Source organism: Microbacterium hydrocarbonoxydans, assembly GCF_011752045.1.
In the GTDB taxonomy this organism is placed as follows: domain Bacteria; phylum Actinomycetota; class Actinomycetes; order Actinomycetales; family Microbacteriaceae; genus Microbacterium.
Map to the genome: position 1 here is coordinate 991,086 of NZ_JAAKXW010000001.1, position 12,531 is coordinate 1,003,616.

12 protein-coding genes are annotated in these 12,531 nt (G+C 68.0%); all 12 read right to left on the reverse strand.

The window, feature by feature from the left end:
- Window positions 1–8: 8 nt before the first annotated feature.
- From G6G98_RS04695 to G6G98_RS04750, 12 genes are read right to left on the reverse strand one after another with little or no spacing between them, the layout of a single operon-like run.
- Window positions 9–1,094 carry a glycosyltransferase family A protein gene (locus G6G98_RS04695; RefSeq protein WP_164233523.1) on the reverse strand — a complete coding sequence of 362 codons (1,086 nt, stop codon included), beginning with the start codon at window positions 1,092–1,094 and terminating at the stop codon, window positions 9–11.
- Window positions 1,091–2,212: a glycosyltransferase family 4 protein gene (locus G6G98_RS04700; protein WP_164233521.1), complete on the reverse strand. Its 1,122-nt coding sequence runs from the start codon at window positions 2,210–2,212 to the stop codon at window positions 1,091–1,093. The genes G6G98_RS04695 and G6G98_RS04700 overlap by 4 nt, the downstream gene beginning before the upstream one ends.
- Window positions 2,209–3,267 carry a glycosyltransferase gene (locus G6G98_RS17275; protein WP_347877965.1) on the reverse strand — a complete coding sequence of 353 codons (1,059 nt, stop codon included), beginning with the start codon at window positions 3,265–3,267 and terminating at the stop codon, window positions 2,209–2,211. Before G6G98_RS17275 ends, G6G98_RS04700 begins: the two co-directional genes overlap by 4 nt.
- Window position 3,268: 1 nt before the next feature.
- On the reverse strand, window positions 3,269–4,381 hold the full coding sequence (locus tag G6G98_RS04710) for a glycosyltransferase (protein ID WP_243842003.1): 1,113 nt from the start codon (window positions 4,379–4,381) through the stop codon (window positions 3,269–3,271).
- A gap of 16 nt (window positions 4,382–4,397) precedes the next feature.
- Window positions 4,398–6,194 (reverse strand): ABC transporter ATP-binding protein, encoded by a 1,797-nt coding sequence (locus G6G98_RS04715; protein WP_164233517.1) that lies wholly within the window; start codon window positions 6,192–6,194, stop codon window positions 4,398–4,400.
- Window positions 6,191–7,399 carry a glycosyltransferase gene (locus tag G6G98_RS04720; RefSeq protein WP_164233515.1) on the reverse strand — a complete coding sequence of 403 codons (1,209 nt, stop codon included), beginning with the start codon at window positions 7,397–7,399 and terminating at the stop codon, window positions 6,191–6,193. The genes G6G98_RS04715 and G6G98_RS04720 overlap by 4 nt, the downstream gene beginning before the upstream one ends.
- 49 nt (window positions 7,400–7,448) lie before the next feature.
- On the reverse strand, window positions 7,449–8,432 hold the full coding sequence (locus G6G98_RS04725; protein ID WP_164233513.1) for a Gfo/Idh/MocA family protein: 984 nt from the start codon (window positions 8,430–8,432) through the stop codon (window positions 7,449–7,451).
- The gene (locus G6G98_RS04730) at window positions 8,432–9,529 is read right to left on the reverse strand and encodes a DegT/DnrJ/EryC1/StrS family aminotransferase (protein ID WP_164233511.1); all 1,098 of its coding nucleotides are present in this window, start codon (window positions 9,527–9,529) and stop codon (window positions 8,432–8,434) included. Before G6G98_RS04730 ends, G6G98_RS04725 begins: the two co-directional genes overlap by 1 nt.
- Window positions 9,526–10,137, reverse strand: coding sequence for an acyltransferase (locus G6G98_RS04735; RefSeq protein WP_208321422.1), 612 nt, complete (start codon window positions 10,135–10,137; stop codon window positions 9,526–9,528). The genes G6G98_RS04730 and G6G98_RS04735 overlap by 4 nt, the downstream gene beginning before the upstream one ends.
- The gene (locus G6G98_RS04740; protein ID WP_164233509.1) at window positions 10,134–11,369 is read right to left on the reverse strand and encodes a glycosyltransferase family 4 protein; all 1,236 of its coding nucleotides are present in this window, start codon (window positions 11,367–11,369) and stop codon (window positions 10,134–10,136) included. The genes G6G98_RS04735 and G6G98_RS04740 overlap by 4 nt, the downstream gene beginning before the upstream one ends.
- Window positions 11,366–11,770 (reverse strand): DUF2304 domain-containing protein, encoded by a 405-nt coding sequence (locus G6G98_RS04745; RefSeq protein ID WP_243842004.1) that lies wholly within the window; start codon window positions 11,768–11,770, stop codon window positions 11,366–11,368. Before G6G98_RS04745 ends, G6G98_RS04740 begins: the two co-directional genes overlap by 4 nt.
- Window positions 11,771–11,775: 5 nt before the next feature.
- Window positions 11,776–12,501 (reverse strand): glycosyltransferase family 2 protein, encoded by a 726-nt coding sequence (locus G6G98_RS04750; protein WP_164233505.1) that lies wholly within the window; start codon window positions 12,499–12,501, stop codon window positions 11,776–11,778.
- Between the last annotated feature and the right edge of the window lie 30 nt (window positions 12,502–12,531).

Consider the following 12,531-nt stretch of genomic DNA (forward strand, 5'->3'; position numbering starts at 1 on the left):
GTTCGATACTACGTGGCCAGAGCGGCACGGCCTGCGCGCCGCTGCGCGAGCAACGAGGCGGCGAGGAACCGCACCGGCCCGTCGCGGTGCGCGACGTGACGCAGCGCGGGCGTCAGCAGCGCCGCCGGCTGCGCGTAGCGACGCCGGCGCTCCACGAGCGCGCCGATCTCAGACTGGGTGACATCGGAAGACCTCAGCGCCGCGATCAGCTCGTTGTCGAGCCGGGACAGCGGCTTGAGCGGGGAGGGATCCGTCCCGATCAGGACCTCCAGAGCACGACCGGAGGCGGCGATCGCCTCTGCTGTCACGCCACGGCGTCCGAGTGCGCCGAGCACATGCACGCGGATCAGTTTGCGGGTGACCGCGTCTCGTGCCTCCCTGCTCATCCTGTTCCAGGCGGCATCATCGCCGATCACCTGCGCGAAGGCGAGCTCCGCGGCGAAAGGGCGTCCCGATTCCGTCACCCGGTCCTCCGCCCCTTCACCTACGAGGTAGGCATCGCGCTCCCGGGCCGCGACGATCCGGCGCGCACCGAACCAGAGGCGGATGCTGGGAAGGATGTCCTCCCCCGTCTCCAGTCCCGCGATCGGCCGCGCGAGATCACGCAGCTCGGCGTCGAACAGGCCCATCGTGCTCGTCCGATAGCTCAGGCGATCACGTACGGGGTCCAGCCGTCGCCGGAAAGGACGGCGAGGTGGTGTCGGGAAGCCCACGCCGGAAGCCGGGAGTACCATCGGCGGGATGACCGCATCCGCGCCGGTGGACACGGCGCGCTCCACCCATCCGTCTATCGCGCCGGGACGAAGGTGGTCATCCGAGTCGATCTTGGTGAACCACGGTGCGGTGACGCGGTCGAGGCCCGCGTTCAGCGGTCCCGCCGGCGACGGGATGCCGTCGCGCAGCTCGACGATCTCGACCCTCGGATCACTCGCGAACTCCCGGAGGGACGACGCGACCAGCGACGCGTCGATGTTGTGCGCGACCACGATGATCCGCACCGGCAGCCGGGTGTGCATCAGAACGCTCTCCGCGAGTCTCGCGATCGGTCGTGTCTGCGAGTGCACCGGCACGATCACGTCGACTTGGGCCGTCATCGACTGCATGCGATCTCGTCGACGGCTTTTTTCCAGACCGGCACCTGGACCTCCGCAGAAAGCTCCCGCGCTGCGCGGGCGGATGCCTGCTTGAACTCGTTGACGCGTTCAGGCGTCAACTCATCGAGCACGCGCGCCACCGCCTCGGCCGAGAAGTCCTCTGCCACGACGCCCAGGTCATAGCGCTCGAGCGTCGCCGCCATCTCCGGAGAAGGGCCGATGACGAGTCCGAGTCGTGCCTGCACGTACTCGAAGAACTTGTTCGGCATGGCGTAGGCGTTGTTGTAGTTCGTCGGGGCGAGGACGTGAATCCCCACATCGTACGCGGCGAGCGTGTCCACCAGTTCGTCGAACGGCACCGGCTCGAGGATCTGCACGGACGACACTGTCGAAGCACGCTCGCGCAGTTCCTGCAGATATCCGGGGTCATTCGCGGGAAGGTAAAGATCGAGCGTCACATCGGCCGTCGTGCGCTCGACGGCGTCGATGAGCGTCTCCAGCCTTCGATTGCGCAGCGCCGCGCCGGCATGGACGATCCGTATCGGCGTCGAGGAGGGCGAGTGGGACCGCTCCGAGTAGCGGGGCGCGTTCATGACGACCCCTGGATCGAAGCCGTACTCCCTGCGATAGCGCTCGGCGATGGCGCGGCCGACCGTCGTAGTCGATGCTGCACGGGAGACGAAGGTGCGCAGCTGCCAGCGCAGGAACGGGGCGACGAAAAGACGGAAGGTGAGCAGCTCCGAGTGCAACGTGGGGGCGTACTCGTGCAGATCGACATGAAAGCCGAGACGCGGGTTCAGTGAGTCCGCGAGCCCGGCCGATTCGACCTCGTTGGCGAAGACGACGTCGAACTCCTGGCCGGCCAGCGCATTCCTCGCCCACGTGAGGGCGCGGTTCCCCCAGTACGCCCGGTGGAACCAGCGCGCCACCACGGCCGCTCGCGGATACCGCCAGACCGGGAACTCATCGGGTACGCGGAGATGCTCGCTGCTCCCATCGGGACGCGGTCCGTACCCGCAGGTCACCACCCGCCATTCGTCGCGGAAGAGATCGATCTGACGCCGGACCCTCGGATCCGACTCGATCCGGGAGAACGAGAGGATCAGGATCTGCTTCATCGGTTGCTCATCTCTGCCGCGAGTGCGTACGCCTCATCGAAGGCGTGCGCCCTCGCCTGTTCGGAGAAGCGGTCCTGGGCGCGCCGCGCGATCTGATCGCTGTCGAGCTGCAGGGCTCCTTCGACCGCCCGCGCCCATTCCTCCGGGTCCGCAGATCCCACGAGTCTTCCATCATCGGGGCCGACGTACTCGAGGTGGCCACCATCGTCGCCGACCACGACGGGAAGACCATGGCGGAGGGCTTCTGCGATGGCGACTCCGAATGTCTCGGCCTCGGTCGGCAGCAGGAAGATGCGGGCGGCGAGGAGCTCCGCGGAGACCTCTTCCGGAGAGACGTCGCCGCGCAGGAGCACCCGCTCCCGCACGCCGAGCTCTGCTGCGCGTGCGAGCACGGCCTCACGCTGCGGGCCGTCACCGATCCAGATCAGTCGCGCTGACCGGCCGGCACGGACGAGCGCGGCGAGCGTCTCCACTGCGAGCAGAGGACGCTTGCGACGGATCAGCCCGCCCACCGAGATCATGGTCAGGTCGTCGGCTCTCACTCCCGACATCGCGACCGGCGCCATCACGGCGTTCGGGATCACGATCACAGGACCCCTGCGGTGGCGGCGCACGGCAGTGGCGAGAAGACCGCTTACCGCGATCACGACCGCCGGTCGACGCAAGGCGCGCAACAGCGCAGCACCGGCGACGCGGACCGGCAGACTCGCAGTTCGCGGATTCAGCACACCTGACCAGTGCTCTGTGTGCACCCACGGCGCGCGGAGCCTCGGTATCGCCGGAAGCACCGAGATCGCATGCGTGTGCACAAGGTCGTAATCCGCCGCCAGACTCCTGACCGCCCGCCGGGCTCGGAGAACCGCCAGGGGCGATGCGACGCGATAGGGCAACCGGATGACACCCGGCTCAGGCGTCATCGATTGCGAGGGCGGGCAGAGGTGCAGGACGTCGACATCGTGCGAAGCCCGGAGCGTGTCGGCGTCCCGGTGCACGAACACGCCGGTCTTCGGGCTGTCCGGCGTCGGATACCACGGCGTGATCATGAGGACCCGCATCTCAGCGCGCTCCCGGGGCACGCGTGATCGCCTCCACGGCACTTCGCCAGATCTCGACCTGGCGCTCGGCACCCAGATCGAGTGCGTTCTCGTCCGCTCTGCGCTTGTAGTTCTCCACGGCCTCCGACGACAGTGCGTCGATCCGCCGCGTGAGGTCGGCGGCGTCGAAGCCGTCCGCCACCGCGCCGAACCCGTACCTCTCGATGTATTCCTGCATCTCGGGCGACGGACCGATCAGGATGCCGAGACGCGCCTGGACATAGTCGAAGAGTTTGTTGGGGAGCGCCCAGGTGTTGTTGAAGTTCGTGGGAGGAAGAAGGTGGATGCCGACGTCGTAGGCGTTGAGCGTCGTGATCAGCTCGGCGTATGGGACCGGATCCAGCACGCGGACACGAGAGCTTCCGGCTCCGAGCTCCTTTAGCTCCTCGAGGTAGTCGGGGTGGTTCGGCGTGAGATACAGATCGAGCGTCACGTCCGCCGAAGCCGCCTCGACGGCCGTGATCATCTCATCGAGCCGGCGGTTCCGCAAGCAGGCCCCGCTATGCACCAGTCTGATCGTCCCGGAGACGGGCGAGGGTGCAAGATCGGCGTACGGAGCGGCATTCGTCACGAGTTCCGGGCGGAAGCCGAACTCCTTCTCGTACTCGCGAACCAGACCGTTGCTGACTGTGGTCCAGCTGTCCGCCTTGGTGACATAACGTCGGCAGATCCACTCGTGATACGGCCGGATGCGACGAGCCCAGGCCTCGTGCTCCTCATTCAAACGCGGCGTGTACTCGTGAAGATCCGCATGCACGCCCTTTCGTGGCCGCAGCCACAATGCGACCCCGACGGCCTCCGGCTCGTTCGCCAGGATGACGTCATACTCATCTCGTGGCAACCGCTCTCTCACCCACCGCACGGCGGATATGCGCCAGTACACCGCCCGGTATGCCCGCGCCGTGATCAAGCGACCGTTGAGGTCCTGGTAGTCGACCGCGCGCGGCATCTCCCAGTGCTTCACAACGCCGTCGGGAGCTGGACCGTAGCCGACAGTCGTCACGTCGTAGTCGTCACGGAACCCGCGCACCTGCTTGAGCACACGCGCGTCGGAGGCGATCGGCGAGAAAGACATGATGAGCAGCTGGGGCTTAGGCATCGTTCGCTCCACTGGTGAGACCTGCGAGAGCCGCCTGATGAGCGAAATCAGGCTCCTGTGCGACGACCTCGGCGAATGTCCCCCGCGCGCGCACCTGTCCGTCCCGCATGAACCAGATCTGGTCGGAGTGACGGATGGTGGAGAGCCTGTGTGCGACCGAGATGATCGTGATGTCGGCCCCCAGCGCGTTCATCGCGTCGGTGACCGCTGCCTCCGTTCGCGTGTCGAGCGCACTGGTGGCCTCGTCCAGTACGAGCACCAGCGGGTCGGAGTACAGTGCGCGAGCGATGCCCAGCCGCTGACGCTGCCCGCCCGAAAGCTGCAGACCTCGGTCTCCCACCCGCCCGTGGATACCGCCGTCGCGCTGCTCGACGACCTCCAGAAGCTGCGCCTTGCGCAGCGCCTCGCGGACGCGATGCTCATCGAAGTCGTCCGACCATGTGAGCGCCACGTTCTGGGCGATGGAGGCGTCGAAGAGCGCGACGTCCTGGGGAACGTAGCCGACGCGGGAGCGCCAGGCCGCCATGACGTCGGTGAGATCCTGCTCTCCCAGTGTCAGATGCCCCTCCGTGGGCGTGAGCAGCCCAAGGATCAGGTCGATCAGCGTGGACTTGCCCGCGCCTGATGCACCGACGATCCCGACACGCGTGCCGAACGGGATGGACCCGCTCACGCCGTCGAGGGCCGCTCGCTCAGCACCGGGGAATCGGAACCCGACGTCTGAGAGGGTGAGGCTCGTCGGAGCCCCCACGATTCGATCGTGCCCGATGTGCTCGGCATTCGCCCGGTACCGGCGGGACGCTTCGATGTCGCGCAGAACCGCCTCGACGTGAGGGATGTTGGCCGTCATCATCGAGATGAGCGACTGGAACCCCGTCAGCGACGGCACGAGACGGAAGCCTGCGACCCCGAAGAGCGCGATCGCCGCGATGGCCGCGTCGAACCCTTCGAACAGCAGGGCGGCGCCACCGACGAGGAGGAATCCTCCGACAATGCCGGCGTCCAGGACGAATCGGGGCACGGAGGAGAGGAAGTTCAGGTTCGCGCGTGCCTTCGCAGACATGCTCCGATCCTGCTGGACCACGCGCGCCACCTCGTCCGACTTGTCGCGGAGGGTGATCTCCTTCAACGCCGACACCATGTCGGTCATCAGCGCAGCGACCCGGAACGAGTAGTCGCGATTGACACGCCCGGCGCTGACTGTGCGCCGCGAAAGGACGACGTACAACAGCAGAGCGATCAGGCCCAGGTAGCAGACGGTCACCAGGGCCGTCGTGGGCTGCACGACGACGATCACCAGCACCACCAGCGTCGAGGTCGTCAGCAGCGCGGGAAGCGTCATGAACGGGAGCAGGAATCCCGACGTGACGTTCGCGATGCCGACGTCGGCGAGCCGGACGAGGTGCGTCGTGTTGCGCTGAAGCCGTTCGATCCAGGGGGCGTGGATGTACGACTGGAAGAGCTGGTCGCCGATCTCCAACTCGAACGAGGCGAGGCGCCGGGTGGCGAACCACTGCATGATGAGCGAAGCGGTCGACTTCAGGATGATCAGTCCTGACACCGCCAGGATGATCCAGAGGTACCCGTCGGTGCCGATCGTGCCGATCACCGGCAGGTGCACGGGGGCCCCTGCGATCATCGATGACAGCGACGCCGCGAGGAGCATGAGCGCTCCCACGTCGAGCGCCGCAAGCAGCGCGGAGATCGCGATGTACGTCCGGATGTAGCGGCCGGCCGAACCGGGGAGATTCGGCATGATGTCGCGGTATGTCGCGAAGATCGCCTTCATAGTTCTTCCTCGCTCCAGGGAGCGTCGACGCCGAGGAATCCGGCGAGTGCGAGTGCCGAGCGGCGGCCGTCGTGCACACGGCGCGCGAACTCCGGACCCTGGGCCGCGAGCGGCCGGTAGCGGTCGGGGTGGGCGCAGATGTCCCTCAGAACCTGCTCGACCGTCGTCGGATCGGCGACGACGCACGGAGGCACGGCGGAAGCCTCCTCCGCTTCACGACGCGCGAGGTCGGTGAGGTACGTCACGACCACGCGCCCTGCCGCCATCGCCTCGACGGCGGCGACTCCGTAGTTGCCCATCCGCAGCGCGTCGACGACGATGTCCGCCGAGCGATACAGCTCGGGCATCTCATGGGCGGGCACGGAGTGCGCCTCACGGTACTCGATGAGCCCTTCGTCGGCGAGCCGCTCCGCCGCAGCGCGCACGGAGGCGGTTCCCTTCACGATGCCGCTGCTCGGCGCGTGAACCACCACGGGGATGCGGCGTGAGAGAGCGGGTACGCCCTGCACCCAAGGCTCCGGATCGATGACGACAGGCAGCCAGGTGGCCGGGGGCAGGTGCCGCGCGAGCGTCGCGGTGGAGTAGAACGTCGGAAGAGCGAGCTCATGTGCCAGATCGCGCCTCTCACGAGCGCTGCGCTCCAGGATCGGCGTCTGATCCCATTCATCGCCGTGGAACGGGGAGAACGGATTGTCCGCGCGGTGCTCACCAGGCACGCGGACGTCGGTGCCGTGGGCGATCAGTCCCACCGTCACGCCCGCATCACGCAGCGCCCGCACCTCGCGGCGCAGATCTCCGTCGAAGAGCCCCCCGAAGATCGGACGGACGGCCTCGATGAGGACGTGGGTGAAACCCTGCGAGACGGCATCGAACTGAGCGCGCTGCCATCGCCGGCTCCTCAGGAAGATCGCCGTCGGCAGAGCGTAGTCCGCGGGGAAGCCGAAATCCCCGACAGGGTTCCGGTACTGCATGCTGACGGCGCCGACTCCCGGGAGCATCTCGGCGGCACGCGCCCAGCGATACCCCTGGCCCGCGAAGTTCACCGGAGCGATGTAGAGCCGTTTCTCCCCCTCCGGAACCCGCACGGCCGCAGGCACATCCGACGGCTCGAAGCCATACTTGGCCTTGTTCACCCGCATCTGGACGCCCTCGGGGAGAGCGCTCAGGAGTCGTCCGGCGTTTCGCCGGAAGAACGATCCCGTCATCGCTCCCCCGATCGGCTCGCGGACCCGACGGATGTCATGATTCCGCGGATCACGGTCTCACGGAACCGCCGCTCTGCGCGGATTCGAGGGCGGCTTCGACCACTGCGAGGGTGCGCTGACCCTGCTCCATGGTGACGACATCGGTCTGCTGGCCCAGCACCGCGTCGCGGAAGGCCTCGTGCTCTACACGCAGCGGCTCGCGCTTCGCGAACGCGTACCGCGTGACGTCGCCCTCGGACACTCCCCGGAAGGTGGAGACCGACTCCCATTCCAGCGGGATCGTGCCGTTGGCGTAGAAGGTGAGGTCACCGGTCGATGTGTCGGCCACGAATGCGCCCTTCTCCCCCGTCACGATGGTGACCCTCTCCTTCATGGGACTGAGCCAGTTGACGATGTTGTTCACGATCACGCCGGATGTCGTTCGGCCGGTGATGGTGATCATGTCCTCGTGCTCACGACCGGACTTGAACGCGGTCTGCGCGAAGACGACATCGTAGTCAGACTGCACGACCCAGGCGGTCAGGTCTACGTCGTGCGACGCCAGGTCCTTGGCGACGCCGACATCCGCGATCCGCGCAGGGAACGGGCCCTGCCTGCGAGTGACGACCTGGTACACGGCGCCGAGCTCGCCCGCCTCGATGCGTCGACGAAGCTCCTGCAGCGCCGGATTGAAGCGCTCGATGTGCCCCACCGCACCGACGAGTCCCGCGTCCCTGAATGCGTCGACCATCCGCTGCCCCGCCTGGAGGCTGTGCGCGATCGGCTTCTCCACGAGTGTGTGCACCCCTGCCGCCGCGAGCTTCAGCGCGGCATCCTCGTGGAAGCGCGTGGGCACGGCGACCACGGCGATGTCGATGCCGGCGTCGATGAGCGCGTCGATGCCGGGCAGCACCTCGAGGTCGCCCGCGACACCGTGGGGATCGCCGCCCGGGTCGGCGATCGCGACGAGGTCGACGCCGTCGATCTCGCGCAGCACACGCGCATGATGACGGCCCATCATGCCGACGCCGAGCAGGCCGGCGCGGAGCGCCATCAGGCGCCCGCCTTCGCGACGGCGTTCACTGCGGCGGCGATGCGGTCGAGGTCCTCCTGGCTGAGCGAGGGGTGCACCGGCAGGGAGATCACCTCGCGCGCTGCACGCTCGGTCTCGGGCAGGTCGAGTCCGGGTGCGTACGGCGCCAGCGAGGGCAGCCGGTGATTCGGGATCGGGTAATAAACACCCGCGCCGACGTTGTGCTCGCTCTTGAGAGCGGCGACGAATCCGTCGCGGTCCTCTGGGACGCGGATCGTGTACTGGTGATAGACGTGCACGGCGCCCTCGGCGACCGGCGGAACGACCACGCCCTGCAGATTGGCGTCGAGGAACGCGGCGTTCGCCTGACGAGTCTTCGTCCAGGCGTCGACCTTGGTGAGCTGGACGCGGCCGATTGCGGCGTGGATGTCAGTCATCCGGGCGTTGAAGCCGATGACCTCGTTCTCGTACTGACGCTCCATGCCCTGGTTGCGCAGCAGCTTCACCCGGCGAGCGATCTCCTCGGTGGCCGTGGTGACCATGCCGCCCTCGCCGCTGGTCATGTTCTTCGTCGGGTACAGGCTGAACATCGCGAACTCGCCGAACGAGCCGACGGGGCGTCCATCGAGCGACGCTCCGTGCGCCTGCGCTGCGTCCTCGTACAGGGCGACGCCGCGCTCAGCAGCCAGCGCCTCCAATTCGCGCATGCGCGCCGGGTGGCCGTACAGGTGCACGGGCAGGATGCCCTTGGTCTTCGGAGTGATCGCCGCGGCGACCGCCTCGGGGTCGAGGGTGAACGTCTCCGGCTCGATGTCGACGAACACCGGAGTGCCACCGGTGAGCGCGACCGAGTTGCCCGTCGCGGCGAACGTGAAGGAGGGCACGATGACCTCATCACCCGCGCCGACGCCCGCGGCGAGCAGCCCGAGGTGCAGGCCCGCCGTACCGGAATTCACTGCGACCGACGGCCGACCGGGAGTGAAGTGAGCGGAGAACTCCTGCTCGAACGTCGCCACCTCGGGTCCCTGCGCGACCATTCCGCTGCGCAGCACGCGGTCGACCGCCTCGCGCTCCTCGTCTCCGATGATCGGCTTCGCCGGGGGAATGAACTCGCTCACGCGGCCTCCTTGGTCAGAATTCCATTGGTCTCGATAAAGCGGTCACCCGTCGCCGGGCACACCCAGGTCGACTCGTCGTCGCCGGCGGTGAGCGGCACTCCGGACTCCCCCACCCAGCCGATGCGGCGTGCGGGCACGCCCGCGACCAGGGCGTACGCGGGGACGTCCTTGACGACGACCGCGCCCGCGGCCACGGTAGCCCAGGCTCCGATCGTCACCGGGGCGACGCAGGTGGCACGTGCCCCGATCGCCGCGCCGCGCTCGATGGTCACGCCCACGGGTTCCCAGTCGTGAGCGCTCTTGAGCGAGCCGTCGGCGTTGATCGCACGCGGGTAGGTGTCGTTCGTGAGCACTACAGCGGGACCGATGAAGACGCCGTCCGCGAGCTTGGCCGGCTCGTAGACCAGGGCGTAGTTCTGCACCTTGCAGTTGTCGCCCATCTCGACGCCTGTGCCGATGTAGGCACCGCGTCCCACGATGCAGTTCTCGCCCATCCGCACGCCCTCGCGCACCTGCGCGAGGTGCCAGATCGAGGAGCCCGCCCCGATGGTGGCGTCGGACGAGACGTCGGCGGAGTCGACTATCCGCACGCTGCCGGTAGTGGTCACGAAGAAGGCCTTCCGTCGGTTCCGGGTCGCGCAGGCTGCGCACCACCGATCTTAGTCGTCGGCCGGTTGCCAACCTGCGAGACCACCTCGGCGACGCGGCCTGCCACGGCTGTCAGCGACACGTGCTCTCTGGCCCAGGACGCTCGTGCGAAGCGGAGCCGCTCGCTCCTCCCGTCACTGTGCTCGAAGAGCAAGTCGCGCATCGCTGCAGCGACCGCATCCGGTGAGAACTCGACTGCACGGCCCAGGCCGGCGTCTCGCACCAGCCGCGCGCCGGTATCCGGCCCAGCGAACAGCACAGGAGTCCCTACCGCCGCTGCGGCGTAGGTCTTGGTCGGCCGAGCGAAGTCGTATCCGATCCCGGGCACGATGCTCACCAGCGATGCGACGGCACCGCGAATCCACGACGCGGACTGCTGGGGGCTGACCACGCCGCCGAAGTCGACTCGCCCCGGCACCAACCGTTCGGCCAGCGCACGCAGGTCGTCTTCGACTGCGCCCTGGCCGAAGAACTTCAGGCGCAGCGCGGGGTGCTCACTCGCGATCTCCGCGAAGGCACGGACGAACACGTCGGGGCGCTGCCACTCGGACATAGTCCCCGTGTACACGAAGTACGGTGCGGCCTCATTCGGGAGAGGTGCCTCGGCGGAGAAGATGCTCGTGTCGATGCCGTTCCCGACGGTGGACACCCGCTCCGCGGCGGCGCCGAGCCCGAGCAGGCGCTCCGTCACCTCGTCCGAGACGGAGATGATGGCGACCGCACGGCGCAGGACGCTGCGCTCCATCCATCGCATCAGGGCGACGACCGGCCAGGGAGCTCCCATGGAGATGACGCCGTCCGTCCAGACGTCCGCCGCGTAGTAGACGACCGGCCGGCGGCGCACGGCAGCGACCAGCGCCGTGATCAGTCCGGTCGTCGGCGGCGACTCAGCGACGACGACATCGAACCGCGCGAAGAGCAGGCGCAGCAGGAGCGGCGCGTCGTAGCTCGCGTACTGCACGTATCCCCGCACGTTTCCACCGCTGTCGCGCAGCACGGGCCAGCGCCGCACGTCGATTCCAGGGGCGTCGGGCGAGCGCGGTGCGTGCCGAGGCGGGACGGTCGTCAGCACGACCACCTCTTGTCCGCGATCGCGCAGGACCCCGGCCAGCGCGCCGAGGCGGAATGCACCCGCGCTCACCTCAGGCGGGAACAGGCGGGAGGCGATGACGGTGCGGGGAGTGCGCCTCACCTCTCCGCTCCGGAATCGTCACGGCCCTCTCGCGGCGGGGAGCCTCCCGTCAGCTCGCCGACCCGGTCTTCCAGCAGCTCGATCCGATTCTGTTGAAACGCGGCGGTCTCGGCGAGAGTGCGCATCTTCTCCTCGATCCGCGTGAGCTCGGCACCGTACTGAAGGCTTACCAGGAACAGAAGGCCGATCGTGACGAAGAACACCAGGTTCACCGGCAACGCCACGCCGACTGCGCGAGATGCCCAGGTCAGCGTCTGCGGAAAGACGGCGATCACAAGCGCCAGGAGTCCACCGACGAACCACCATACGGCGTGCCGTTCACGGAGGGTCCCACGACGCATCAGCTCGACGATGGCGACCAGCGCCAGCACAGCGGCGACGATGCCGAACGCGTAGGTCACGGAGTTCACGCAGCCTTCACCTCCACACGCGGCCGGAGCATCGCCAAGCCGAAAGCGGCGCAAGCCCTGAGCAGGTACACGGCCGCCTTGAACGGATGGTGCGAGGGAGAGCCGGCCTGGCGCACGCGCATCGACACCGGCAATTGACGGATCGTCAGGCCGGCGCGCGCGGCGATCACGAGCGCCTCGATGGTGTCTCCGAGATACTCCGCTGGGAAATTGTCCGCGAAGAGCGCGATCGCACGCGGCCCGGCGGCTTTGAAACCGCTGGTCACGTCGGTGAGGGGGGTGTGTGCCACCCGGGTCATGATCAGGGCGAGGAGCTTCATGGCCCAGCGCCGCGGGCCGCGGACGCCGTAGTCTCCGCGGCCGGCGAAGCGCGCCCCGATCATGAGGTCGGAATCGCCCAGCCCTGCGATCAGCTCGGCGAGCGCGGCCGGGTCGTGCTGGCCATCGGCATCCACCTGCACCACGACGGCATAGCCGTGCTGACGAGCGAAACGGAAGCCGGCACGCATCGCGCCGCCGACGCCGAGATTGTAGGGCAGCGTCAACACCTTCGCCCCCGCCGTGCGTGCACGCGCACCCGTGAGGTCCGTCGACCCGTCATCGACCACCAGACAGTCGGCTTCCGGGAGCGCCGCCTTCACGTCGCGGACGACGTCCGCGACGGAGTCCTGCTCGTTCAGCGCCGGCACGACGACGAGAACGGAGAGATCAACCTGGCGCATCGCCTGTGATCCTACCGGCCATGCAGCCGC

What these genes read in the sequence shown, in the direction of transcription:
- G6G98_RS04695 (WP_164233523.1), bottom strand. Translation starts at nt 1,094, where the DNA reads ATGACGGCCCAAGTCGACGTGATCGTGCCGGTGCACTCGCAGACACGA.
- G6G98_RS04700 (WP_164233521.1), bottom strand. Translation starts at nt 2,212, where the DNA reads ATGAAGCAGATCCTGATCCTCTCGTTCTCCCGGATCGAGTCGGATCCG.
- G6G98_RS17275 (WP_347877965.1), bottom strand. Translation starts at nt 3,267, where the DNA reads ATGCGGGTCCTCATGATCACGCCGTGGTATCCGACGCCGGACAGCCCG.
- G6G98_RS04710 (WP_243842003.1), bottom strand. Translation starts at nt 4,381, where the DNA reads ATGTCTTTCTCGCCGATCGCCTCCGACGCGCGTGTGCTCAAGCAGGTG.
- G6G98_RS04715 (WP_164233517.1), bottom strand. Translation starts at nt 6,194, where the DNA reads ATGAAGGCGATCTTCGCGACATACCGCGACATCATGCCGAATCTCCCC.
- G6G98_RS04720 (WP_164233515.1), bottom strand. Translation starts at nt 7,399, where the DNA reads ATGACGGGATCGTTCTTCCGGCGAAACGCCGGACGACTCCTGAGCGCT.
- G6G98_RS04725 (WP_164233513.1), bottom strand. Translation starts at nt 8,432, where the DNA reads ATGGCGCTCCGCGCCGGCCTGCTCGGCGTCGGCATGATGGGCCGTCAT.
- G6G98_RS04750 (WP_164233505.1), bottom strand. Translation starts at nt 12,501, where the DNA reads ATGCGCCAGGTTGATCTCTCCGTTCTCGTCGTCGTGCCGGCGCTGAAC.